The sequence below is a fragment of the Sphingobium sp. TomTYG65 genome (assembly GCF_055395525.1).
In genome coordinates this window covers 629,114-650,094 of record NZ_AP027330.1, presented here as the reverse complement: position 1 = coordinate 650,094, position 20,981 = coordinate 629,114, and the positions used below count along the sequence as shown (strand labels likewise).

The 20,981-nt window shown below is 62.6% G+C and carries 22 protein-coding genes; 11 read left to right on the top strand and 11 right to left on the bottom strand.

Annotated features, from left to right (window positions below):
- Positions 1 to 10 precede the first annotated feature (10 nt).
- Both ACZ5Y5_RS03270 and ACZ5Y5_RS03265 read right to left on the bottom strand, forming a co-directional pair.
- The gene (locus ACZ5Y5_RS03270; protein WP_464809772.1) at positions 11 to 706 is read right to left on the bottom strand and encodes an anti-sigma factor family protein; all 696 of its coding nucleotides are present in this window, start codon (positions 704 to 706) and stop codon (positions 11 to 13) included.
- Positions 703 to 1,191: a sigma-70 family RNA polymerase sigma factor gene (locus ACZ5Y5_RS03265; RefSeq protein WP_464809771.1), complete on the bottom strand. Its 489-nt coding sequence runs from the start codon at positions 1,189 to 1,191 to the stop codon at positions 703 to 705. Before ACZ5Y5_RS03265 ends, ACZ5Y5_RS03270 begins: the two co-directional genes overlap by 4 nt.
- A gap of 158 nt (positions 1,192 to 1,349) precedes the next feature.
- Between ACZ5Y5_RS03265 and ACZ5Y5_RS03260 the strand changes: the two genes are divergently transcribed.
- A complete protein-coding gene (locus ACZ5Y5_RS03260) occupies positions 1,350 to 2,597 on the top strand; it encodes a S8 family serine peptidase (RefSeq protein ID WP_464809770.1) in 1,248 nt (415 codons plus the stop codon).
- A gap of 100 nt (positions 2,598 to 2,697) precedes the next feature.
- The gene (locus ACZ5Y5_RS03255; RefSeq protein ID WP_464809769.1) at positions 2,698 to 3,423 is read left to right on the top strand and encodes a hypothetical protein; all 726 of its coding nucleotides are present in this window, start codon (positions 2,698 to 2,700) and stop codon (positions 3,421 to 3,423) included.
- A 231-nt stretch (positions 3,424 to 3,654) separates the two neighbouring features.
- On the opposite strand, the gene ctrA is transcribed toward ACZ5Y5_RS03255, so the two are convergent.
- The gene (gene ctrA, locus ACZ5Y5_RS03250) at positions 3,655 to 4,362 is read right to left on the bottom strand and encodes a response regulator transcription factor CtrA (RefSeq protein WP_464809768.1); all 708 of its coding nucleotides are present in this window, start codon (positions 4,360 to 4,362) and stop codon (positions 3,655 to 3,657) included.
- 208 nt (positions 4,363 to 4,570) lie between these two features.
- The gene (locus ACZ5Y5_RS03245) at positions 4,571 to 5,464 is read right to left on the bottom strand and encodes a LysR family transcriptional regulator (protein WP_464809767.1); all 894 of its coding nucleotides are present in this window, start codon (positions 5,462 to 5,464) and stop codon (positions 4,571 to 4,573) included.
- Between the two features lie 106 nt (positions 5,465 to 5,570).
- On the opposite strand from ACZ5Y5_RS03245, the gene ACZ5Y5_RS03240 reads away from it, so the two are divergent.
- Both ACZ5Y5_RS03240 and wrbA read left to right on the top strand, forming a co-directional pair.
- A complete protein-coding gene (locus ACZ5Y5_RS03240; RefSeq protein ID WP_464809766.1) occupies positions 5,571 to 6,290 on the top strand; it encodes a pirin family protein in 720 nt (239 codons plus the stop codon).
- A 113-nt stretch (positions 6,291 to 6,403) separates the two neighbouring features.
- Positions 6,404 to 7,003, top strand: coding sequence for an NAD(P)H:quinone oxidoreductase (gene wrbA / locus ACZ5Y5_RS03235; protein WP_464809765.1), 600 nt, complete (start codon positions 6,404 to 6,406; stop codon positions 7,001 to 7,003).
- Between the two features lie 102 nt (positions 7,004 to 7,105).
- Here wrbA and ACZ5Y5_RS03230 read toward each other — a convergent pair whose 3' ends face one another.
- The gene (locus ACZ5Y5_RS03230) at positions 7,106 to 8,092 is read right to left on the bottom strand and encodes an acyltransferase family protein (RefSeq protein WP_464809764.1); all 987 of its coding nucleotides are present in this window, start codon (positions 8,090 to 8,092) and stop codon (positions 7,106 to 7,108) included.
- Between the two features lie 63 nt (positions 8,093 to 8,155).
- Here ACZ5Y5_RS03230 and ACZ5Y5_RS03225 point away from each other — a divergent pair, with 63 nt between their 5' ends.
- The 5 genes from ACZ5Y5_RS03225 (at position 8,156) to ACZ5Y5_RS03205 (ending at position 11,124) form a co-directional block, all read left to right on the top strand.
- Positions 8,156 to 8,833: an RluA family pseudouridine synthase gene (locus ACZ5Y5_RS03225; protein ID WP_464809763.1), complete on the top strand. Its 678-nt coding sequence runs from the start codon at positions 8,156 to 8,158 to the stop codon at positions 8,831 to 8,833.
- Positions 8,820 to 9,224: an alternative ribosome rescue aminoacyl-tRNA hydrolase ArfB gene (arfB, locus tag ACZ5Y5_RS03220; RefSeq protein ID WP_464809762.1), complete on the top strand. Its 405-nt coding sequence runs from the start codon at positions 8,820 to 8,822 to the stop codon at positions 9,222 to 9,224. Before ACZ5Y5_RS03225 ends, arfB begins: the two co-directional genes overlap by 14 nt.
- A gap of 11 nt (positions 9,225 to 9,235) precedes the next feature.
- On the top strand, positions 9,236 to 9,721 hold the full coding sequence (locus ACZ5Y5_RS03215) for a GAF domain-containing protein (RefSeq protein ID WP_464809761.1): 486 nt from the start codon (positions 9,236 to 9,238) through the stop codon (positions 9,719 to 9,721).
- A gap of 124 nt (positions 9,722 to 9,845) precedes the next feature.
- On the top strand, positions 9,846 to 10,694 hold the full coding sequence (locus ACZ5Y5_RS03210) for an RcnB family protein (RefSeq protein WP_464809760.1): 849 nt from the start codon (positions 9,846 to 9,848) through the stop codon (positions 10,692 to 10,694).
- Positions 10,695 to 10,746: 52 nt separating this feature from the next.
- Positions 10,747 to 11,124 carry a VOC family protein gene (locus ACZ5Y5_RS03205; protein ID WP_464809759.1) on the top strand — a complete coding sequence of 126 codons (378 nt, stop codon included), beginning with the start codon at positions 10,747 to 10,749 and terminating at the stop codon, positions 11,122 to 11,124.
- Between the two features lie 70 nt (positions 11,125 to 11,194).
- On the opposite strand, the gene ACZ5Y5_RS03200 is transcribed toward ACZ5Y5_RS03205, so the two are convergent.
- Entirely contained in the window at positions 11,195 to 12,013 is an 819-nt protein-coding gene (locus ACZ5Y5_RS03200; protein WP_464809758.1) for an arginyltransferase, read from the bottom strand.
- Positions 12,014 to 12,136: 123 nt separating this feature from the next.
- On the bottom strand, positions 12,137 to 13,384 hold the full coding sequence (locus ACZ5Y5_RS03195) for a threonine ammonia-lyase (protein ID WP_464809757.1): 1,248 nt from the start codon (positions 13,382 to 13,384) through the stop codon (positions 12,137 to 12,139).
- A gap of 97 nt (positions 13,385 to 13,481) precedes the next feature.
- Between ACZ5Y5_RS03195 and ACZ5Y5_RS03190 the strand changes: the two genes are divergently transcribed.
- Together ACZ5Y5_RS03190 and ACZ5Y5_RS03185 are read left to right on the top strand one after the other, a co-directional pair.
- On the top strand, positions 13,482 to 14,351 hold the full coding sequence (locus ACZ5Y5_RS03190; protein WP_464809756.1) for an NAD(P)-dependent oxidoreductase: 870 nt from the start codon (positions 13,482 to 13,484) through the stop codon (positions 14,349 to 14,351).
- Positions 14,348 to 16,042, top strand: a complete 1,695-nt coding sequence (locus tag ACZ5Y5_RS03185) for an amidohydrolase (protein WP_464809755.1) — start codon at positions 14,348 to 14,350, stop codon at positions 16,040 to 16,042. The genes ACZ5Y5_RS03190 and ACZ5Y5_RS03185 overlap by 4 nt, the downstream gene beginning before the upstream one ends.
- On the opposite strand, the gene ACZ5Y5_RS03180 is transcribed toward ACZ5Y5_RS03185, so the two are convergent.
- The 4 genes from ACZ5Y5_RS03180 to ACZ5Y5_RS03165 are packed head-to-tail and all read right to left on the bottom strand — an operon-like array spanning position 16,039 to position 20,959.
- Positions 16,039 to 17,781, bottom strand: a complete 1,743-nt coding sequence (locus ACZ5Y5_RS03180; protein ID WP_464809754.1) for an MFS transporter — start codon at positions 17,779 to 17,781, stop codon at positions 16,039 to 16,041. The two genes, ACZ5Y5_RS03185 and ACZ5Y5_RS03180, sit on opposite strands and share 4 nt — an antisense overlap.
- Positions 17,782 to 18,534: an FkbM family methyltransferase gene (locus tag ACZ5Y5_RS03175; RefSeq protein ID WP_464809753.1), complete on the bottom strand. Its 753-nt coding sequence runs from the start codon at positions 18,532 to 18,534 to the stop codon at positions 17,782 to 17,784. It lies immediately after the preceding gene.
- Positions 18,531 to 19,676, bottom strand: coding sequence for a glycosyltransferase family 4 protein (locus ACZ5Y5_RS03170; protein WP_464809752.1), 1,146 nt, complete (start codon positions 19,674 to 19,676; stop codon positions 18,531 to 18,533). The genes ACZ5Y5_RS03175 and ACZ5Y5_RS03170 overlap by 4 nt, the downstream gene beginning before the upstream one ends.
- The gene (locus ACZ5Y5_RS03165) at positions 19,673 to 20,959 is read right to left on the bottom strand and encodes a hypothetical protein (RefSeq protein ID WP_464810457.1); all 1,287 of its coding nucleotides are present in this window, start codon (positions 20,957 to 20,959) and stop codon (positions 19,673 to 19,675) included. Before ACZ5Y5_RS03165 ends, ACZ5Y5_RS03170 begins: the two co-directional genes overlap by 4 nt.
- Between the last annotated feature and the right edge of the window lie 22 nt (positions 20,960 to 20,981).

The window sequence follows — 20,981 nt, the reverse complement described above, 5'->3', positions numbered from 1 at the left end:
TGAATTCAACCTAGCGCCAGCCCTTCGCCTTGGCTGCGGCTTCTTCCACAGCGTCCGCGGGTGTGCCTTCGATCAGGGCTTCGATAGTTGCCGTGATGCGATCATCAGTAGAGGAAGCCTGACGATAATCCGTAGATGGCCCGGTGCCGGGGATCAGCTGCCGGACCTGCCAGTCCTCTCCCTGCCGACAGGCTACTCCGGAAAGCGTGCTGCCTTCGAAGCTGCGGCACCATCCGCCGCCCTTCCGCTGGAAGCTGAGGCCGATGCGGACCGGCCCTTCCTGCCGAGCAGAGGCGAGTTGGCTGTTCAGGGCAGAGGCGAGTTGGCCTTGCGCAACCATGACGCCATTGCTGACGGCAACGGGTCCCGCAGGTCCGGTCGAGATGCGGCCGATACCGAGCCCCAACACGAGGCTGGCTGCTATCGCGCCGCCGATGCTCCAGTTACGCCAGCGCGGCACCGCAGGCTGCGCGAAAGGGACAAGCTTCGTGCTGTCTTCCAGCAGGCCACGCATTGTCGGCGGCACAGGCTCAGCCGCAATCGGAGCATAATGGCCCGAAAGCCGAGCGCGCAAACGACGGTGCGTCTCGAGACGTTGCGCGAGCGCTGGGTCTTCCGCAACAGCGCGATCGACGCGACGGCGTGTCACTTCATCCAGTTCACCATCGACCCAGGCGATCAGCATTGCTTCATCAATGTCGGTCATGCCGCTTCCCCCAACAGTTCGATAAGAGCGCCCCGCCCGCGCACCAGCCGGGAGGTAAGCGTGCCCATGGGGATGCCCAGAACCTCTGCGGCTTCCTTATAGGACAGGCCCTCCACCAGGACGAGGGCAATGGCTTCGCGCTGCTCGTCAGGCAGGGCATGCATCGCGCGATCGACGTCCGAGAGCATCACATGCGCCTCGACATCCTGGTCGCCGGCATGGCCCACATGCTCACCCGCCTCTTCCGGCGCGAAAGTCCGGGCCGCGCGCTGCCGCGAACGGCCCTCATCGATCCAGACATTACGCATGATCCGATACATCCAGCTATCCAACCTAGTACCCGGCTGCCACTGATCGCGCGCTCGCAGCGCCTTTTCCAGCGCCGCCTGGCAGAGATCGTCGCCATCGGCGCGGTCCCGCGACAGGCTGGCGGCAAAGCGCCGCAGCCGAGGCAGGATCGCCAACAGATCGCTTTCGAACGACATCCGGTCTCCATTGCATGGTCAAAGGATGAAACGGCCCTGGCCATACGTTTCATCCCTGAGAGCAGATCATCTATCGGATTTTTTTTGCAATGACGCATTTTGCGAAGGACAGGATCGAAAAATTCGCTTCTGCGCAGGCCGGGAGTATAGAGGCCGAAATGAAATTGGGACGAACCTGGATCGCCATTGGACTGCTGCTCGCCGGGCCCGGCGCGGAGGCGCAGTTGCTCCCTTCCTCCGGCGGTGCGCTGGGGCAGGCCGGCGGCATCGTGCCTGGCTTGCTCGATCGCGTGGATGGAACGCTGGACGAAACCGGGCTGGAACGGCTGAACCCGGCGCGGTTAGCTGAGCAGCTTGTCGCCGCGAGGGCCGCTCGCGTCACCGACTTGCTGCGCCGCCACAGCGACAGCATCGAACTGGACGATCGCAAAGAACCGGCTCGGCGAGGCGTGATCCTGCTGACCGGCGCGAAACCAACCAGCGTCGAGGCGCTCCGCAACGCAGGCTATGGCGTTGAAAGTGAGGAGGTCGAAGGTCTCGATTTATCGGTCACCCGCCTGAGGGTGCCGCAGGGGCGCAGCCTGCCGCGCGCGTTGAAGCAAGTGCGATCGATCGCGCCTGAAGCCGAAGCCAGCGCGGACAATCTCTATTTTCCGAGCGGTCCCACGCCCGTAGCGACAGCGACGGCTCTGGCAGCCGCAGGCTCTGTACGCGGACGCGCGGTGGGGATGATCGACGGCGGGGTGGCGCGTCACCCCTCGCTCACTGGTGAAGTCGAACAGCGCGGATTTGTTCGCGGCGCGCCCAAAGCCAGTTCACATGGAACAGCCGTCGCTTCACTCATCAGCGGAACGCGCATCATTCGCGGCGCAGCCCCCGGCGCGCCTTTGCTGGCGGCAGACGTCTATGGCGATGACCCCGCAGGTGGGAGCGCCTTCGCCATTGCGCGCGCGCTGGGTTGGATGGCAGCGCGGGGCGTCGATGTCGTGACGGTGAGCCTGGTAGGACCGGACAATCCGCTACTCGCGGGGGCGATCCGGCTTGCCCGGGATAAGGGCGTCACTACAGTGGCGGCGGTGGGTAATGACGGTCCCGCCGCTCCCCCGGCCTATCCCGCTTCCTACCCGGATGTGGTGGCGGTAACCGGCATAGATGGACGCGGACGCTTGTTGCCCGAAGCGGGGCGCGCCCGTCATGTGGATTTTGCGGCGCCGGGCGCGGACATGAACGCAGCACGCAGCGACGGCGGCAAGGGACGGGTGCGCGGCACATCCTTCGCTGCGCCGCTGGTCGCTGGCAGGCTCTTCACAGCTGGCAGCCTCAGCGCGCTGAAGGCGGAGGCAAAGCCAGGCAGGCGCGAGTTCGGCCGCGGTGTGGTCTGCGGCAACTGCAGAAATGTGGATTGATATTCAGTAGCTTGTAAAAAATTTTCCAGGCTGAGGGATTAAACCGCGAACGCCTCCCGTTCTCCTTTCATCGGATCGACAACGAACAAGGAGACGATCGATGAAAGCGAAGTTCATTCTTGCCACTGCCTGCCTTGCCGCTCTGACTGCGGCTCCTGCGTCCGCCCAGCTGCTTGGCGGCGGCGGTGGGCTGGGCGGCGGCCTTGGTGGCGCCTTGGGTGGTGGTGGCCTGGGCGGCGTCGGCGGATCGCTGGGCGGCACGCTGAACGGGTCGGGTGGTATCGGCCTCGACCGCAGCATCGACCTGCAGAATGGCCGGGTCAGCGCAAAGGGCTCGGGTTCTGGCCGCGCGGATGGGGCCGCCACCGGTTCGGTAAGCCGCAAGGGCAAAAGCCACGGCGCGAACGCATCGGGTTCGGCCAGCGGCTCAGCCAGCGGCGGCCTGACCGCCGATACGCTCGGCACCAACGATGTAGCGAGCGCGGTGGGCGGTGTTCGCGATAGCGCCAGCCAAGCCGCAGGCGCCGCACGAGACCGTGCGCTGACCGCGACGGCAGCGGCGCAGGGACAGGCCAACGCCACCGCTCACGCCGCGCGTAATCGGGCCAGCACGGCAGCCAGCGGTGCGGCTAACGCCGCGGGCAACGCAGCAGGCAGCGCTCAGTCTGGTGCGAACAGCGCTCAGTCTGGGACCGGCAATACCGGTGGCAATGCAGGTCATGCGCTGAATGGCGCGGCCTCACTCAATGCCGCCGGACAGCTTTCGGGAAGCGGACAAGCCTTCGGGTCGAACGACGGCGCGTCTTCCGGTCAGACGGACGAGTAAAGCTCGCGGGGCGGTTCCCCCCCCACCTGACGGGCTTTCAGCCCGCCCCTCTCCGCCCCACCGTCTGACAAGGCAGGGCCGGTGATCCCAACGGATCACCGGCCCTTTTTTTATTTGATATCGCACTCGTCGATGGAGGGAGAACCTGTAACTTCCCTCTCCAGCATATGGAAAAAGCCGGTGATCCTTGGAGGATCACCGGCTTTTCAGAACTTGTATGACGCTATTCGGTCAGGCGACCTTGGTTTCCAGGTCCACTGCCTCATCCGGATCGCGCAGCACATAGCCGCGGCCCCAGACGGTCTCGATATAATTGTCCCCGCCGCAGGCCAGGGCGAGCTTCTTGCGCAGCTTGCAGATGAAGACGTCGATGATCTTGAGTTCGGGCTCGTCCATGCCGCCATAGAGATGATTAAGGAACATCTCCTTGGTCAACGTCGTGCCCTTGCGAAGCGAGAGCAACTCCAGCATCGCATATTCCTTGCCGGTGAGGTGGACACGGTTGCCATCCACTTCCACGGTCTTGGCATCCAGATTGACGGCAAGCTTGCCGGTGCGGATGACCGACTGCGAGTGGCCCTTGGACCGGCGCACCACCGCATGGATGCGAGCGATCAGCTCTTCGCGATGGAAAGGCTTGGTCACATAGTCGTCAGCGCCGAAACCGAAAGAGCGAACCTTGCTGTCCATCTCCGCGATGCCCGACAGGATCAGCACCGGCGTCTGCACCTTCGCAGCGCGGAGCTTCTTCAGCACGTCATAGCCATGCATATCCGGCAAGTTCAGATCGAGGCAGATGATATCGTAATCATACAGCTTGCCCAGATCCAGGCCCTCTTCGCCCAAGTCGGTCGTATAGACGTTAAAGCCTTCGGTCGTGAGCATCAGCTCGATCGCCTTGGCGGTGGTCGGTTCGTCTTCGATTAGCAGAACGCGCATGTGAAGCCCCTGTCCTTGCAGATCCCGTCAACCCCTCAGAACGGCGTCTGCTCCAATTCATTAACCAAAAAACTTCTGAAGGACAAAGGTTAATTTTTCGCTAACCCGCAGAAATCCACGAGTCGTGGGAAATTGAATCTATTTACAAAGATTTGCTGCTAAAATGATTCAGATAGAGTCAATATAGATTCGTGTGTGTAACGACCCGCTAGCATCCATGATGTTCCGCGACGAAATCCAGCAGCGCCTGCACGCGCGCGGGCCTCAGGCGGGATGGCGGCGTCACCAGATGAAGGCCCAAAGGCGGCGGTCTCCAGTCGATCAATATCTCGTCCAGTTCCCCCGATGCGAGCGCATCTCCAACGATGAAATCGGGTAGCCGCGCAATGCCGACCCCGGCCCGCAGCGCAGGCAACATTGCCTCTCCACTGTTGACGGTGATCCGTGCCCTAACCTGAATTGTGACATTCTGCTGACCTGGCCCGGAAAAACGCCAGATGTCGGGCGTTGGGACATTTGCATAACAAAGGCAGTCGTGGGCGCCGAGATCGGCAGGATGCGTCGGCCGCCCCCGCTCTGTCAGATAAGCGGGAGAGGCGACGACGTGCATGTTGACGTCAGCCAAACGCCGCGCACGCAGCGAACTGTCTGGCATATCAGCGATGCGGATGGTGGCGTCCAGGCCCATCTCGATCATGTCGATGCGCGCATCGGATAGATGGAGGTCCACATCGACAGCGGGATGAAGCTTGGTGAACTCGGCAATCAGTGGCGCAACGCGCAGCAGCCCGAAGGTCATGGGAGCGCCGAGGCGAACCGTGCCCGAAAGTTCGGCCGTGTCATCCCGCGCTGCCTCCTCTGCGGCCTGCCCTTCCGCCAGGATACGGGCGGCATGATCGGCCAAGCGTTTACCGCTTTCGGTCAGCGCAAGACGGCGGCTGGTGCGGCTGAACAGACTGGTGTCGAGATGCTGTTCAAGGCGGGTCACTGCCTTCGACACGGTGGCTTTCGAAACGCTGAGCGCCTTGGCGGCGTCGGTGAAGCTGCGATGTTCCACCACGGCCGCGAAGATGGCCCAGGCTCCGAAGTCAGGAAGACGCATAAGGAAACAATCCGTTTCAATGCTGCTTATTTCAGAAACGATCGTGATGACTAAATTGACGGAAAGCAAGCGGGAATGACCTCCCGCCGTATCGAAAGGCACAGCAATGACCACGACCGTGGAAAACCGTATCGAACGCCGCCCCTTCGCGTCGCTGGGCCATGCCGATCATGGCTGGCTCAACGCCCGCCACCATTTCTCGTTCGCCGACTACCACGATCCGGCCCGGATGGGTTGGGGAGCGATCAGAGTGTGGAATGATGATGAAATCGCCCCGCACACCGGATTCCCCCCGCATCCGCACCGGGATATGGAAATCGTCACCTATGTCCGCCAGGGTGCTATCACGCATCAGGATAGCCTCGGCAACAAGGGCCGCACCGAGGCAGGCGACGTTCAGGTGATGAGCGCCGGCACCGGCATCCGTCACTCCGAATATAATCTGGAGAATGAAACGACGACCTTGTTCCAGATCTGGATCATTCCCAAGGCGCAGGGCGACGCCCCCAGTTGGGGAGCCAAGCCCTTTCCCAAAGGCGACCGGTCCGGTCGGCTGGTCGTTCTCGCCAGCGGCTATGAGGAGGATAAGGAAGCGCTCCGCATCCGCGCCGACGCGCGTCTCCTGGGCGGCACGATCAAGGCCGGGACGAGCGTGACCTATGACAGCGCCGAGGGACGCCACCTCTATCTGGTCCCTGCGACCGGCAGGATAGAGATTGACGGCCAGACCTTCGAAGCCCGCGATGGAGCCGCGATCCTGGGCGGCGAGCCGATCACGATCACCGCGATCGAGGACAGCGAAATCGTTCTGGTCGATAGCGAATAGGCCCGCGGGCCTGGCGGCCGCCTGCTCCCTTCACCCCTCATCCGGAGCAGGCGGTCGCATCTTCCAAGAAACCTTTTTGAGTTCAATGCATTACATTTGATTGGAGAAGCCCCATGGCGAAGGTACTCGTCCTTTACTATTCCTCCTACGGTCACATCGAAACGATGGCGAAGGCCGTGGCAGAAGGCGCCGCCTCTGCGGGCGCGCAAGTGGACATCAAGCGCGTGCCGGAAACAGCGCCGCTGGAAGTCGCCAGAAATGCGGGATTCAAGCTCGATCAGGATGCGCCAATCGCGGCCGTGGCTGATCTGGCCGACTATGATGCGATCATCATCGGAACGGGCACCCGGTTCGGCCGCATGTCCAGCCAGATGGCGGCGTTCCTCGATCAGGCGGGTGGCCTGTGGGCCCGTGGCGCGCTGAACGGCAAGGTGGGTGGGGCTTTCACCTCCACCGCAAGCCAGCATGGTGGGCAGGAAACCACCCTCTTTTCCATCATCACCAACCTGCTGCATTTCGGCATGGTGATCGTGGGGCTGGACTATGGCCACGCCGGTCAGATGGGCGTCGACAAGCTGCGCGGCGGCGCGCCTTACGGGGCGACGACCATCGCCCACAGCGATGGAAGCCGTCAGCCCGACGAGGACGAGCTGGAAGGCGCGAGATATCAGGGGCGGCGGATCGCTGAAACGGCGATCAAGCTGCACGGTTAGAAATAGGCTGCACCGTCCTCTCAGTGCAGCAGTTGAGCCTTGGGTCGCAAGGCGCAACGATAGGGCCGGCGCGCGGGATGGGTGCGCCGGCCCCTTTTTTGCTTACAGGAATATGCGTCGGCCCCAACTGCTGGCGCGCAGCAAATAATAGATCGCGATCGGCAGCAACAGCGCATGAAGCAACAGCAAGGGCTTGGCAAAATGCGGTGACAAATAATGGATCACCGCAACATGCAGATACATGATCACGAGCGAGGCACGGCCGATGGCGGCGAGCCATCCGCCGAAGGGAGCGATGCGCACGGAAAAGCGGAAGAGAAGCAGCGTGGTCGCTATGGCCGAAGCAATGGACAGCAAGGGCAAGCCATAGTTGGCGGCCTTCATGTTGAGCGTGGGCAAGGCAGCGGATAACCCTGCGACAGAAAAGGCTGCCAGCGGCCCCCACATCCACCGCCGCCATGGAATACGCTGCCACGCGGCCCCTACCCAGAGCAGGACAAGCGCCATCGGTACGGTCAGCAGGCCAAGGATCGACGCCTGCGTGACTTCCCCCAAAAGATAGGCGCCGACCAGAGCCGGGACGATCGCCAAAGCCCAGCGAGGGTCGAGCGGATCGGGCCAGTGGGCAGAGAGCACATTGAAGATTATACGCGAAGCCATCAAACAGGGTACGAACCAGAAGATGGTGAAGGGGCCGCGCAGCCAGGAGCCGCCGAGAAGAACCGGCACCAGATCCTGAGGCCATTGGTCGAAGATAGGGCTGTTGCCTTTCAGCGGCTCGATGACCCAGTCTGCGGCGATCAGCAGCATGAGAAAAGCCGCGTAAGGCCGCATCTGCGACGCCAGTTGCCGGATCGCAAAGCGCGCCGGCGGCTGAGGGCGCGACAAAAATCCTGAAAGCAGAAAGAATAGCGGCATGTGGAAACTGTAAACGGCATCACGCAACGGGCCGCGTGTCCAGACATGCCCCACCACCACAGCGATGATGCCGATACCCCGCGCAACATCGATCCATTCCAGCCGTCCGCCCCCGCGCACCCATTCGGATGGTGCAGCCCGGAGCTGAGCCTCGTCCCCCCTGTTCTCCATGGCTTCCACGCCCTATAGGAAGCCCCGCGCGCGTCAATCATCCCAATTATCGGATAATGTCTCTTGTCCTTGCTACATGACCGAGTTCTTTTCATCGATGGCGAGGCCATCATCCTCGACAAGCCTGCGGGCCTGCCGGTGGATGCACCGCGCGACGGGTCGTTGAGCCTGGAAAATCATCTTTCCTCGCTCACCTTCGGTTTTCAGCGATGGCCGCTGCCCGTGCATAGGCTTGACCGCGATACCAGCGGTTGCCTGTTGCTGGCGCGCAATCCGAAGGCGCACAAGCGCTACGCTGCGGCGTTTGAGGCCGGAACGGTCGAGAAGCGCTATGTCGCGGTGGTGGACGGCGTACCGGAACTGGAAAGCGGCACGATCGAACTGTCCCTTAAAAAGGTGAGCAGCGCAGCCAAGGGCTGGCGCATGATCGCGGCTAAAGAGGGAAAATCGGCGGTCACCGAATGGCGCAAACTGGCGGAAATTGACGGGCGCGCCCTCATCATCTTCACGCCGCGCACGGGCCGGACGCACCAGATCCGCGCCCACACATTACATGGCCTGGGCTTCGGCATCGCGGGCGATCCGGTTTATGGAAACGGCCAGGGACCAATGCTGCTGCACAGCCGTTTTCTCAGCGTCCCCCGCACCGGCAAGGCGCCGGCCGAGGCGACGGCTCCCCTGCCGACCACTTTCACTGCGGCAGGTTTCGGGCCGGAGTATCTGGACAATGCCGGACTTTGATATTCCTGAAGAGGCGCTGGAAGAGCGTTTCATTACCGCAGGCGGCCCTGGCGGACAGAATGTCAACAAAGTCGCCACAGCTGTGCAGTTGCGGGTGGACCTCTACAAGCTGGGTCTGCCCGTCCATGCCTTTCGCAAGATGAAAGAGTTGGCGGGTTCGCGACTGACTTCCGGTGGCGAAATCGTGATCCAGGCTTCCCGCTTCCGCACGCAGGAAGCAAATCGCCAGGATGCGCGAGAGCGGCTGAGCGAGATGATCGCGCAGGCGCACCATCGCGACCCCCGCCGGATCGCTACCAAACCCGGCAAAGCGGCCAAAGCGCGAAGGGTGGATGCGAAGAAGGCGCGCAGCTCAGTGAAACAAGGTCGCGGCAAAGTGCGGCTGGATTAGGATGCAGCGAGATGTTCGACTTCCAACCCTCGACTCAAGGTGACAAGCCGGCGCTCTACGCGGACCTCCTCTCCGCCGCTGAAGCGATCACCACCGGCGAGCCCGATGCCATCGCCAACATGGCCAATCTCGCCGCGTTGATCTGGCAATATCTGCCGGACCTCAACTGGGCGGGCTTTTACCGCATGGTGGACGGTGAACTGCTACTTGGTCCCTTCCAGGGCAAACCCGCCTGCATCCGCATCGCCCTGGGCAAAGGCGTGTGCGGCACTGCCGCAGCCACGGCGCAGACCCAATTGGTGACGGACGTCCACAGCTTCCCTGGCCATATCGCCTGCGACGCCGCGAGCGCCGCTGAAATCGTGGTTCCGATAATTGTCGAAGGCGGGGTCGTCGCTGTTCTTGATCTCGACAGCCCTTCCTTCGGGCGCTTCGATGCTTCAGATCAGCAAGGCTTGGAGGCGCTGATAGAGCGGATCGGCGGAAGGCTCGCTTAATCCCTGACCCGTTTCGGGACAATATCTTAACCCTCCCCGCGTGGATCGTCGGGGATCACCATGCTAAACAAGCCGTTAACATGTGGCCGCACGACGGCGCGAAGCGGTAACGGGAGGTTTGGGCATGCGGATCTGGAGCATCATGCTGGCGAGCGCGGGCATTGTCCTGAGCGTCCCGGCTCCTGCATCGGCAGGCGAAGCGCTCTCAGCCAGCGCCGCACTACCCTTGATGGGCAAGAGCTTCGCGGGTCCCCGGCCTGGGCATGGCATGATGCGTGGCAGCGGACCAGTTGTCCATCGCGGGGGTCCGCGCTTCCAGGGACGCTGGTTCGCAGGCTGGCATGCGCCGGGCGGTTGGGCTGCTTACCGGCGGCCCGTCATCGGCTATGTCCTGCCGACCTATTGGGTCAACCCCTCCTATCGCATCGCCAACTATGGCGTTTATGGCCTGCCCGCCCCGGTGGATGGGTATGGCTGGTCCCGCTATTATGATGACGCGGTGATGGTCGATCGGCACGGACATGTACGGGACTATCGCAGCGATGTGGATTGGGATGCGCATGAGGGCGCTTTGCCGCCGGGCGCGCCCTATGACGACGATGTCACTGCGCATGATGGTCCGCCGCCGCACGAATATGAGGGCCGCTGGACCGGAACCTGGAAGGACGACAAGGGGCGGGTAGTCAGTGGCGAATATGAAGGACGCTTCGAAGGCGAAGCCCGGAGTAACTATGGCGTCGATTATGACGCTCCGCCCTATGCAGCTCCGCCAGCCATCGTGCATCATGGCGGCCGCGGCCAACCCCTTGTGACCACCACTCAGGCTCCTGGCTATATCGCGGGCGGCTATTATTACCCCGGGGCGACCACGACCACCATAGTGGTTACCCCGGTAGTCACCGAAACCAGTTATGTGACGGAGGTCTCTTCGCATCGCCGTCACACCGCCCGGCGGAAGTGCAACTGCGAATAGGGCCGCTCGTTTAACCTGTCCGCGCCCAGTTGGGCGGGCAGGAGGAAACGGCATGATCCATCACGTGTCGGTCGGCACAAACGATATCGAACGGGCGCGCGCCTTCTACGATCCGCTGATGGCGCTGCTCGGCTATCGCAACGTTCGGGATTACCCGCATTCGTTGGACTATGGCGTCACCGATGTGGTGTTCAGCGTAGAGACTCCGGTAAATGGGGAACGCGCCTCATCCGGCAACGGGGTACACATCTGCTTCGAAGCGGCGGATAGGGAAGCGGTAAGGGAGTTCCACAGGCTTGCGCTGGAACTAGGTGGGACTGACGAAGGAGCCCCCGGCGTGCGGCCCAATTATGATGCGCATTATTATGGCGCGTTCGTCCGCGATCCGGATGGGAATAAGATTGAGGCGGTGACCCTGGTAGCGAAGTAAGCGCGATGGCTATCCGCCACTTGCCATGCGGCATTCTGCTGACGAATGGCAGCTTGCGGGCTGATGCAGCCTACTTCCGGAAAATCCCCGCAAGCTCAATGGGGATCGGCGGCTCATCGCGCGGCACCACGCCACGGATAGCCTGCGCCTGCTCCTGTGGTTCAAAGCGAACCCAACCGCTGCGGCTCAGCTTTTCAAGCGGGCGGTAGCGAACCTTATACTGCATCCGCTGCGACCCTTCGACCCAATAGCCGAGATACACATAGGGGAGCCCAGCTTTCGCGGCGCGCAGGATGTGATCCATGATGATAAAGTTGCCGAGGCCCTTGCGATGCTCCAGTTCGGTATCGAAGAAGCTGTAGATCATCGACAGCCCGTCGCCCTGCCGGTCGGTCAGGCAGGCGCCAATCAATCGACCAGCGCGGCCATTTTCGCCCGGCTCGCGATATTCGACGACATGGCTTTCCACCGGGGTCTGTTCGACCATGTCGGCGAAGTCCATCTCGTCCATTTCGGTCATGCCGCCGCCCGGATGCCGGGCGCGCAGATAGCGCTGGAGCAGTTCGAACTGCTCCTCGGTTGACCAAGGCTTGCAGGCGGTAACGATGAGGTCGCTGTTGCGGCGGATGAGCTTGCGCTGTGTCGCGTTAGGCGTGAACTCGCCAGCGACGACACGAACCGACACGCAGGCGGAGCAGTCGGCGCAGCTCGGACGATAGGCCACATTCTGACTGCGCCGGAAACCGATGCGGCCAAGCGCATCGTTGAGCTCCGACGCATTGTCGCCGTTCAGTTCGGTGAACACCTTCCGTTCGCTCCGGCCCGGCAGATAAGGGCACGGGCTCGGGTTCGTCACAAAGAAACGCGGGAAACGAAATGGTGCGCTCACGCCACGGTCTCCGTCTAAACGCTGCGCGAATTTTGAGTCATGGACAGACTATGACGCCCGCAGCCGTCCATGAAAAGGTCATTTACCACGAAAAAAATGCGTACTCCCGACGAAGGTCGTCGGTCAGGCGACCTCAATCGGCGCGACCTCATAACCTGCTGCACGAAGGGCGGCGATCAGGCGGTCGAGATGATCGCCATCGCGCGTCTCGCACTCGACATCGAGGCTGAGTCCCTTGGCCGGCAGGTTGGTGAAGATCCGCTGATGCGACAGCTCCAGGATGTTCACCGCCTCCTGATCGAAAATCCGTGCAACATGGAAAAGCGCGCCCGGCCGATCCTGCAGGATGATCCGCAGGCGCGCGAGACGGCCGGAGCGCGCGAGATCGCGCAGCAGCACGTTGGCCAGCAGGCGCGTATCGATGTTACCCCCGGTCAGCACCAGGCCAACATTGCGTCCGGCGAACAGTTCCTTGTGCGTGATCATCGCAGCAAGGCCAGCAGCCCCCGCACCCTCTACCACCGTCTTTTCGATTTGCAGCAGCAGGCTGACGGCTTCTTCCAGATGGCGTTCACTGACCAGCAGAACGTCGTCGGCCAGTCGTTCGACAAAGCGGCGGGTGAGTTCGCCCGGCTCCTTGACGGCGATGCCCTCCGCCAAGGTGTCCCCGTCACAGGGCAGATTTGCCCGTTTGATATGGTCATACATGGACGGATAAAGCTCCGCCTGCACCCCATATACCTTGATGTCGGGTTTCATCGCCTTGGCAGCTGTCGCCATGCCGGAAAAGAGCCCGCCGCCGCCGATCGGGATGATCAGCGTGTCGATCTCCGGCGCGTCCTCCAGCATTTCCAGCGCGACAGTCCCCTGCCCGGCCATGATGTCAGGTTCATCAAAGGGATGGACGAAGGTCAGTCCATGTTCCTTGGCAAGCTGGCGCGCATAGGTGCTGGCGTCGTCGAACTTTTCACCATGCAGCACCACGGTCGCGCCATGGCCCTGAGTCTGCGTGACCTTCACCGTCGGTGTAGTCACCGGCATGACGATGGTCACCGGCACCCCCAGGCGACGGCCATGATAGGCCAGGCCCTGCGCATGATTGCCAGCCGAAGCGGCGATCACGCCCTTCGCCTTCGCCGCCTCATCCAGCTGAAGCAGACGATTAAGCGCGCCGCGCTCCTTGTAAGCAGCGGTAAACTGGAGATTTTCGAACTTCAGGAAGACCTTGCAGCCAAGCATATCGGACAGCGTCTGGCTGACCAAGGTCGGCGTATGCACGACCGCGCCCGAAATCCGCACACGCGCCGCCAATATGTCATCGACGGTGACGGGCAGCGGCATCGCGCTTTCGATCTTGCTCAAGGTGTTCATGAGGTCGCCCCTAGCTCAAATTTACGGCGGAAGAAACTGGCCCTCGGCGAAATCTCGCCCTATGGCAAAAGGCCACGCGGCTAACTGTACGAGGCATATGGCTAATATCGCGTTTATCGGCCTGGGCATCATGGGCGGCCCCATCGCCGGGCACCTGGCGAAGGCCGGGCACAAGCTGACTGTCTATAACCGCTCTATCGGCAAGGCGAAGCGCTGGGCGGAAGCCTATGGCGGCGCCGTCGCCGTGAGTCCGGCAAAGGCCGCGGAAGATGCGGAGATCGTCATCAGCTGCGTCGGCACCGACGATGATCTTTCGCAAGTCACCGTAGGACGCGAAGGCGCCTTCCGCACCATGAAGCCGGGCGGCCTGTTCATCGATCACACGACCGTGTCTGCCAGGATCGCGCGACAGCTGTTCGTGGAGGGCGAAAGCCGGGGCCTGCACTGCGTGGATGCGCCCGTGTCCGGCGGCCAGGCAGGCGCGGAAAATGGTCGGCTGTCGATCATGTGCGGCGGCACCGAACCTGCCGTCGAAGCGGCCAAGATCGTCATGCAATGCTACGCCGCACGCATCGTCCATGTGGGGGGCGCGGGCGCGGGCCAGACCACCAAGATGGTGAACCAGATCTGCATCGCCGGCGTTATCCAGGGATTGTCCGAGGCGCTGCGCTTCGCCCAAGCGGCGGAGCTGGACCTCGACAAGGTGTTCGAGGCCGTTTCGGGCGGCGCAGCGCAGAGCTGGCAAATGGATAACCGCTGGAAAACAATGGCTGAAGACAAATTCGATTTCGGCTTTGCAGTCGATTGGATGCGCAAGGATCTGGGCCTCGCGCTGGAGGAAGCGCGAGCCAATGGCGCAACGCTGCCAGTCACCGCGCTTGTCGATCAGTTCTACGCCGATGTGCAGGCGATGGGCGGCAATCGCCAGGATACAAGCGCGCTGGTGCGGCGGATCACGCGCGCATGAAGCGATCTTTGCTGGCGGCACTCGCCGCGCTTGCGTTGCCCCTGCCCGCCTTCGCGTCGGGCGTCATCGATAATGTGAATGGCCTGACGGTGGATTCGGCCGGAAAGATCATTCGCTTCCGGGCGTTGGTGATCGATGATGAAGGCAAGGTCGAGAAGCTGCTGCCCGGCCGCTATGAAGCGCCCCCACGCAAGAAGAAGCTGAAGAAGGGCGAGTCTTGGCCCAAGGGCCTGGACTTTCAACTCGACGGTGGAGGCAAGACGCTGATTCCCGGCCTCATCGACTCCCATGGTCAGGTGATGGCGCTGGGCCTCTCTCACATCACGCTGGACCTGTCCGGCACGCGCTCCCTGGCTGAAGCGCAAGCCCGGATAAGGGGGTATGTGGCGGCCAATCCGGGCCGCAAATGGATTATCGGCACCGGCTGGGACCAGGACCGCTGGGGGCTCGGCCGCTTCCCAACCGCTGCCGAACTGGATGCGGCGGCTGGCGATGTACCGGTCTGGCTGGAGCGGGTCGATGGCCATGCGGGCTGGGCGAACTCGGTCGCCATGCGCGCCGCCAATGTGACCACGGCCAGCAAGTCTCCCACCGGTGGCCGCATCGAGATGGCAGGCGGAAAGCCATCGGGTGTCTTCATCGACAAAGCGATGGAACTCATCCAGCGCGCCGTTCCCGCGCCCGCCCCTAAGGACCGAGACATAGCGCTTGAAAAGGCGCAGCAGCAATTATTGGCTAACGGGGTCACCGCGATCGCCGACATGGGGACCAGTATAGAGGATTGGCAGGCTTTCCGGCGCTCGGCCGACCGCGGGGCACTGCGCGTCAGGATCATTTCTTATGCGCTGGGGCTCGAAAACATGGTCCTGATCGCCGGGCCGGAGCCCACGCCCTGGCTCTACGACGACCATCTGCGGATGGGCGGCCTCAAGCTCGGGCTTGACGGTGCCTTGGGGTCGCGCGGGGCATGGTTGAAGACCGACTATGCCGATGCCGCAGGACAACGTGGCTACCCGCTGATACCGGCCACCCAATTGCGCAATGTCATGAGCCGGGCGGCTATGGACAATTTCCAAATCGCCGTCGACGCCACGGGCGACGCGGCGAGCAGCGAATTGCTCGACGCGATCACGGAACTGGGTCAGACCTACAAGGGAGATCGGCGCTGGCGGATTGAACATGCTGAGGTCGTCGATCCCATCGACCTGCCGCGCTTCGGGCAAAATGGCGTCGTCGCGTCTATGCAGCCTGCGCGTCAAGCGTCGGGCTGGCGTACGGCGTTGGCGCGCGTCGGTGAGGCACGGCTGAAGGGTGGTTATGCGTGGAAGACGATGATCGACAATCGCGTGCCCCTCGCCTTCGGATCGGGCACGCCGGGTGAGAGCGTCAGTCGCTTCACCGGCATAGCGGTCGCCATGAGCCGGGAGGATGCGAACGGCGAACCGGCCGGCGGATGGATGCCGCAGCAGCGGATCAGCTTCGAAGCCGCGCTGGATGGTTATACCCGGCAGGCGGCCTATGCGGCCTTCGCCGAAAAGCGCTTCGGCAGCTTAGCTCCTGGACAACGCGCGGACTTCCTGCTGATCGACAGGGATATCTCCGTCTCCCGCCCGTCCGACATAGGCGCGACCCAAGTGTTGGAAACCTGGATCGGCGGAAAGCGTGTCTATATGAAGGGCGTCAGACCTTAAAGCACGTCGCCCGAGGCGTTGAGTGCATCCTCGATCGTCTCGGGCAGCGGCGGCAGCACCGGCTTGTCGCACCCCTCTGCCTTCATATGCGCGCGCAGTGCATCCATGCGCCCGAGGTTCCAGCGGGCCAGCGGCACGCCCAGCGGGCGGAATTCGGCGCGGTCGAACAGCTCGACGACATAATGCTCGCATAGCTCGTCGACCTGATCGAGCGTCAGCATGCCGAGGTTCATCACCATCGGCCGCCCCGGAACCCCGTCGCGCCCCCGCACCAGATCAGTCACATAGAGCCCGCCGCGCGGATCGACCAACACGACATCGGCCTTGGAAGCATCGATCATGCGGTGGCTGGCGGCATAAGGCGCGACGAAAACATGCGTGCGCCAGACCAGGAAGGCGCTCATGACGATGGTGATAGCGACGCCAAGATAAAGCGGTCGCATCGCCGCCGGACGGAAGCGCGCCCAGCCCAGCCCTGCGAGCAGGCAGAATGGGCCGATGAAACCATGGGCATAGCGAAATCCCCAGCCATAGCCCTGCGCCAAGGCAAGGGCACAACCGGCAAAACAGCCGAGCGCCAGCGGCAAAGCGATTTCCTGGCCCTTAAACGCCCGCCGCCACTGCATCGCGAAGACGCCCAGCGTCGCCAGCGGCACCATCAATATATTGTTCCAGGCTACAAAACGACTGAGGTTGACCAGCGGCTGCCAACGATCGCCCAGCCGATCGAACAGGCTGCCAACCTTGTCCGCGACACCTGCTGAGGGACGAATGTCGGTGGGAGGGCCAAGCGATTGCACCAGAAAGCCGGGCCACAGCTTCGCCCATATGATCACAATGGCGGCGAGAATGACGATGTGGAAAGCCGCAGCCGTCCAGCGCCGTCCGAGCAGCATCCAAAGGATGAACGGCGCGATGAAGATGGGGGGGAAATGCCATTGATGCAGCCCAGCCGCGACCAGCGCCACGGCCCCGGCGCTGACATGACCGATCACTCCTCCCCGCAGGATCAGCGCCAGCCAGATCATATTGAGCGCGAAATGCCCCGTCATGGCATAGGGCGTCATGGCCGTGACCCAGAGCTGCGTCGAAGACAGCCCCAAAAGCATCGTCACCCAGACCGCGTCACGCCGGGTGGGAAAGAGGTGCAGCGCCACGCGCCACAATGCGAACAGGCCCGCAATCAACAGCGCCGGGCCCGCAAAATTGGGATCGCCCAGTTGCCAGAAGAGCGCCTGGATCGCGCTGTTCACCGGCAAATAGGCGGCCGTCCAATAGTTCGCCGCGCCGAAGGGCGAGAAGAATTCGGGCATGATCGCCCGGCGATAGGCCTCCCACTCGGCCGGGATGGGCCTCGCGAACAGCCCTTCGCGCATATAGGCAGCGGCGAAGCGAGCGACTTCCTCGTCACGCGAGATGGCGTAATTCTGGAACAGCCAATAATGCCCGGCCCAGGCGATCAGGCCGAACAGCAGGATAAGCGGCACGATGATCCGCGCGCGGGGCGCAGGCAGCCGAAGCCCCATGCCTTCGGCGAATGGCGCGGCGAGCGCCAGTAACAACAGCCCGCCCATCAGCGCGGGAAAATCCTGGTCCAGGAAAAGGATGACGGCAAGGCTGATGCCCTGCCGGTAAGTAACATGCCACAGGAATGTCGCGCCCAGCCACAGCGTCAGCCCGATGGCGCCTGCCAGAAACAGGCGGCGGGCATCGACAGGCCGGGCGGGCGAAACGTACATTCAGCCTTCCTGCGGCAGCAGCGCCTGGTTGACGAAAATGCCGTCCATCTCGACCAGCAGCGGGAAATGCCCCTTGTTGTTCGCGAAGAAGGCGGAGGGCAGGAAATTCCTGTCGCCAAGCCAATCGATCATCGCGCGATAGCCCGTGCCGCCTTCATAAATGGGCCGCACGCCAAGCTCTGTCTGTACCCCGGCCATCTCCTGCAGCGCGAGCGCAGCGCCTTCGCACACTGACAGATCGTGGCCCTGAGTATCCATTTTCAGGAACGGACGCGTAAAGCCGTGCGTCACCCGCAGCTCTGGAAGAAGGCCGTCGATCCGGCGGCATTGCATCTCCACCGTGCGCGTCACCAGATTGCGGTCTGCGAAGATTGCATCCTGTTCCTGCGCAGGCTTCTTGAGCGAACTGAACTGGTCAGCCGCCATGATGTTGAAGCTCGCTACGCCGTCAAAATCGGACAGAGCGACATTGAAGACATGCCATTTCGCGTCCGATGCGGCCCGGCGGGACAATTCAGCAAAGATATCCGGATTGGGTTCAAAAGACAGTATCACGCCTGAAAAACCCGCATCCTTGCGCAACATCGTCGCATATTGGCCGCGGTTCGCGCCCACATCGAACACGCAATCGACGGCGAAGGCGCTCAGAAAGCGGCGCAGCGCTTGGATTTCCGGATATTGATGAACCCGCCCTGCGACGGCGAGGCGAACCGCCAGCGCACGGTCCGATAGTTCACGAAGGTAGCGGTTCATAGACGTGCAGCCAGGACGGAACGATAAACGCCGATCGTCGCCAAGCTCATATCCTTCCAACTGCCCATGCTTTCTCCATAAGCGCGCGCCGCCGCGCCTGCCGTCTGCCTGATGGCGGGGCTTTCGAGCAGCCGCAAGAGGGCTTGCGCAAGGGCTGTCGGATTTCCGGCGGGCGTGCGTACCGCCACATCATCGGGCAGCGCGGCGAACATGCCCGCATCCGACGTCACCATCGCCTTGCCGTGGTGCAGCGCTGACAGAAACGCTCCACTCGAATCGATCTGCCGATAGGGAAAGATGATGGCGTCCGCCTTCATCATATGCGCGTCCAGCCAGGGCTCGGTAAGGAAGCCGAGATCAGTCACCAGACGGTCGCCAAATCCCGCGTCACGCACTCTGTCGAGCAGCGGCGCGATATCCATGAACGGTTTGCCAACGATCGCCAGCTCGAACTCGCGCCCCGCCTGCCACAGCGACAGACAAGCCTCGATCAGGATATCGATGCCCTTATAGGGCCTGATGGTGCCGAAGAAGAGCAGGCGCGTCGCTCGCGGCTCAGCTATCGCGGCCAAGTCGGACGATGTCGCAGCCGCTAACCGCATTGGCGGATGCGGCGTTACATGGATGCGATGAGGCTGGACGCCCTGAGCCTCCAGCGCACGGCGCGTAGTATCCCCGTGCACGATAAGCGCGTCGAACAGGTCCAACAGCGCACGATATCCGCTGCCCTGCACGCCTGCGTCCGCATGATAGGCGTCGGCATTATGAACCGTGTGGACCAACGCAGTCCGCCCCTTCAACCGGCGCAGCAGCAGGCGGTCGGCGGGCGCGAGGGGCAACCACTGGAAATGTGCGACGTCCGCGCTCTCCATAACCTCAAAGCTCCCCAATGCGCAGGCCGCGGCATATTCGGCAGCCTTGAGCAGGCGAAAGGCGCGCCCCTCACCCAACGGAGTGCGCAACGCTTCACTGCGTCGAAAGAAGCGGGGATCATAACGATAGCCCGATGGCGCGATGGCGTCGGTCGGTCGCATGGGGCGGGCGAGCAGCGTTACATCCGCGCCTTCGTCAGCAAGCGCTGCACACAGGCTGTCATCATAGCGTCCGGTGAAAAGCGACGGATCGACCATCGCCACCTTCATTGCCGCGCTCCCTTCAGCAGCCGGCGGAGCGAAAGCGCGTGGAGCGCCGAGGCCGTCAACAGCGTCAACGTATAAAGCGACAGAAAAGCAAGGTCGAACCAGTCGGCCAGCAAAGCCGCCAAGGGAACGCTGAGTAGCGATCCGGCAAGGAAGGGCAAGGATCGCTTCAGCAGATGGGTGAAGCGCCCCAGAGCCGCCTGGACATAGACCGACACGCAGATCACGGTCAGCGCCAGCAACGCCCCGTCGATCAGCAGCAGGTCGGTAATGTCGATGAAGGACCGCCCTGCAAACAGCTTGGTGAAGAGCCACTGCCCCACCAGCAGCAAGGCGCCTGACGCAGCCAGCGCGAAGATGAAGGCAACGCCCAGCGATCGGGCGAGCAACTGTCGCAATCGAGCGGCGTCGCCAGCATGGAAAGCGCGCGTAATGCGCGGCAGCGCGGCCTCCACCGTTGCGCGAATGGCCATCGATAAAGCGCGCGACATCTTGAAGAAGAAGTCGAACAAAAGCATCGGCCGTGGATCGTGCGTCGCGAGCGCTATCGTGAAGTAAGGCGCGTTGTAAGCGACCACCTCCGATATTGTGAACAGGGCTGATGCGCCGATGTCATGCAGGTAATTGAGGCGGACATGCACTCCGCCGCGACGGAACGCCAACCAATGCTGGACCGTCATGCCAAGCCGCCTGTGAACCAAGGCGATGGCATAGCCGATGACGGCTAGGCTGATCGCCAGTTGCAACATGACTGATAGGCGTGGATCAAGCCCTTTGAGGATAAGAAGCAGCAAGGCGATGGTCATCAACCGCCGCAGGCAATCCAGCGCTTCCCACAGAAAATTGCCGTCCACCGCCGCAAGCGCGCGCTTGGCGAGCAAGGCAGGCAGGTTCACGCAAGCGGACAGAAAGAAGAGGATGAACAGCAGGGGCATCGCCGTCCCAACCGCCCCGGCCGCGAACGCCACCAGTAGGATCACCAACCCGCTGAGGATCAGCATGCCGAGGAACAGGAACAGCACGCCCATCTCTTCCGGCTGGAAGCCCCCTGCCCCCTCATCCCCGTGACCAAGCCAGTAGCGCCGTAGCCGGGCATAGATGATGCTGGTCAGCCCGAACTCGGCAGAGATGGTGAAGTTGCCGAATGCGACGAGCAGCAGGAACGCCTGGAATTCACGCAGCGGCAGGACGCGCACGAACACATAGGTGACGGCGAAGCCCCAGATCAGCGTCAGCCCGACATTGGCGAGCTTGATGAGCGCAAGGAAGCGGGCGGACCCTTCCATCCGGGCCACCACCCTGCCGAGC

Coding starts and splice junctions, on each gene's coding strand:
- ACZ5Y5_RS03270 (WP_464809772.1), bottom strand. CDS start 706: ATGACCGACATTGATGAAGCAATGCTGATCGCCTGGGTCGATGGTGAA.
- ACZ5Y5_RS03265 (WP_464809771.1), bottom strand. CDS start 1,191: ATGTCGTTCGAAAGCGATCTGTTGGCGATCCTGCCTCGGCTGCGGCGC.
- ACZ5Y5_RS03260 (WP_464809770.1), top strand. CDS start 1,350: ATGAAATTGGGACGAACCTGGATCGCCATTGGACTGCTGCTCGCCGGG.
- ACZ5Y5_RS03255 (WP_464809769.1), top strand. CDS start 2,698: ATGAAAGCGAAGTTCATTCTTGCCACTGCCTGCCTTGCCGCTCTGACT.
- ctrA (WP_464809768.1), bottom strand. CDS start 4,362: ATGCGCGTTCTGCTAATCGAAGACGAACCGACCACCGCCAAGGCGATC.
- ACZ5Y5_RS03245 (WP_464809767.1), bottom strand. CDS start 5,464: ATGCGTCTTCCTGACTTCGGAGCCTGGGCCATCTTCGCGGCCGTGGTG.
- ACZ5Y5_RS03240 (WP_464809766.1), top strand. CDS start 5,571: ATGACCACGACCGTGGAAAACCGTATCGAACGCCGCCCCTTCGCGTCG.
- wrbA (WP_464809765.1), top strand. CDS start 6,404: ATGGCGAAGGTACTCGTCCTTTACTATTCCTCCTACGGTCACATCGAA.
- ACZ5Y5_RS03230 (WP_464809764.1), bottom strand. CDS start 8,092: ATGGAGAACAGGGGGGACGAGGCTCAGCTCCGGGCTGCACCATCCGAA.
- arfB (WP_464809762.1), top strand. CDS start 8,820: ATGCCGGACTTTGATATTCCTGAAGAGGCGCTGGAAGAGCGTTTCATT.
- ACZ5Y5_RS03215 (WP_464809761.1), top strand. CDS start 9,236: ATGTTCGACTTCCAACCCTCGACTCAAGGTGACAAGCCGGCGCTCTAC.
- ACZ5Y5_RS03210 (WP_464809760.1), top strand. CDS start 9,846: ATGCGGATCTGGAGCATCATGCTGGCGAGCGCGGGCATTGTCCTGAGC.
- ACZ5Y5_RS03205 (WP_464809759.1), top strand. CDS start 10,747: ATGATCCATCACGTGTCGGTCGGCACAAACGATATCGAACGGGCGCGC.
- ACZ5Y5_RS03195 (WP_464809757.1), bottom strand. CDS start 13,384: ATGAACACCTTGAGCAAGATCGAAAGCGCGATGCCGCTGCCCGTCACC.
- ACZ5Y5_RS03190 (WP_464809756.1), top strand. CDS start 13,482: ATGGCTAATATCGCGTTTATCGGCCTGGGCATCATGGGCGGCCCCATC.
- ACZ5Y5_RS03185 (WP_464809755.1), top strand. CDS start 14,348: ATGAAGCGATCTTTGCTGGCGGCACTCGCCGCGCTTGCGTTGCCCCTG.
- ACZ5Y5_RS03180 (WP_464809754.1), bottom strand. CDS start 17,781: ATGTACGTTTCGCCCGCCCGGCCTGTCGATGCCCGCCGCCTGTTTCTG.
- ACZ5Y5_RS03175 (WP_464809753.1), bottom strand. CDS start 18,534: ATGAACCGCTACCTTCGTGAACTATCGGACCGTGCGCTGGCGGTTCGC.
- ACZ5Y5_RS03170 (WP_464809752.1), bottom strand. CDS start 19,676: ATGAAGGTGGCGATGGTCGATCCGTCGCTTTTCACCGGACGCTATGAT.
- ACZ5Y5_RS03165 (WP_464810457.1), bottom strand. CDS start 20,959: ATGGAAGGGTCCGCCCGCTTCCTTGCGCTCATCAAGCTCGCCAATGTC.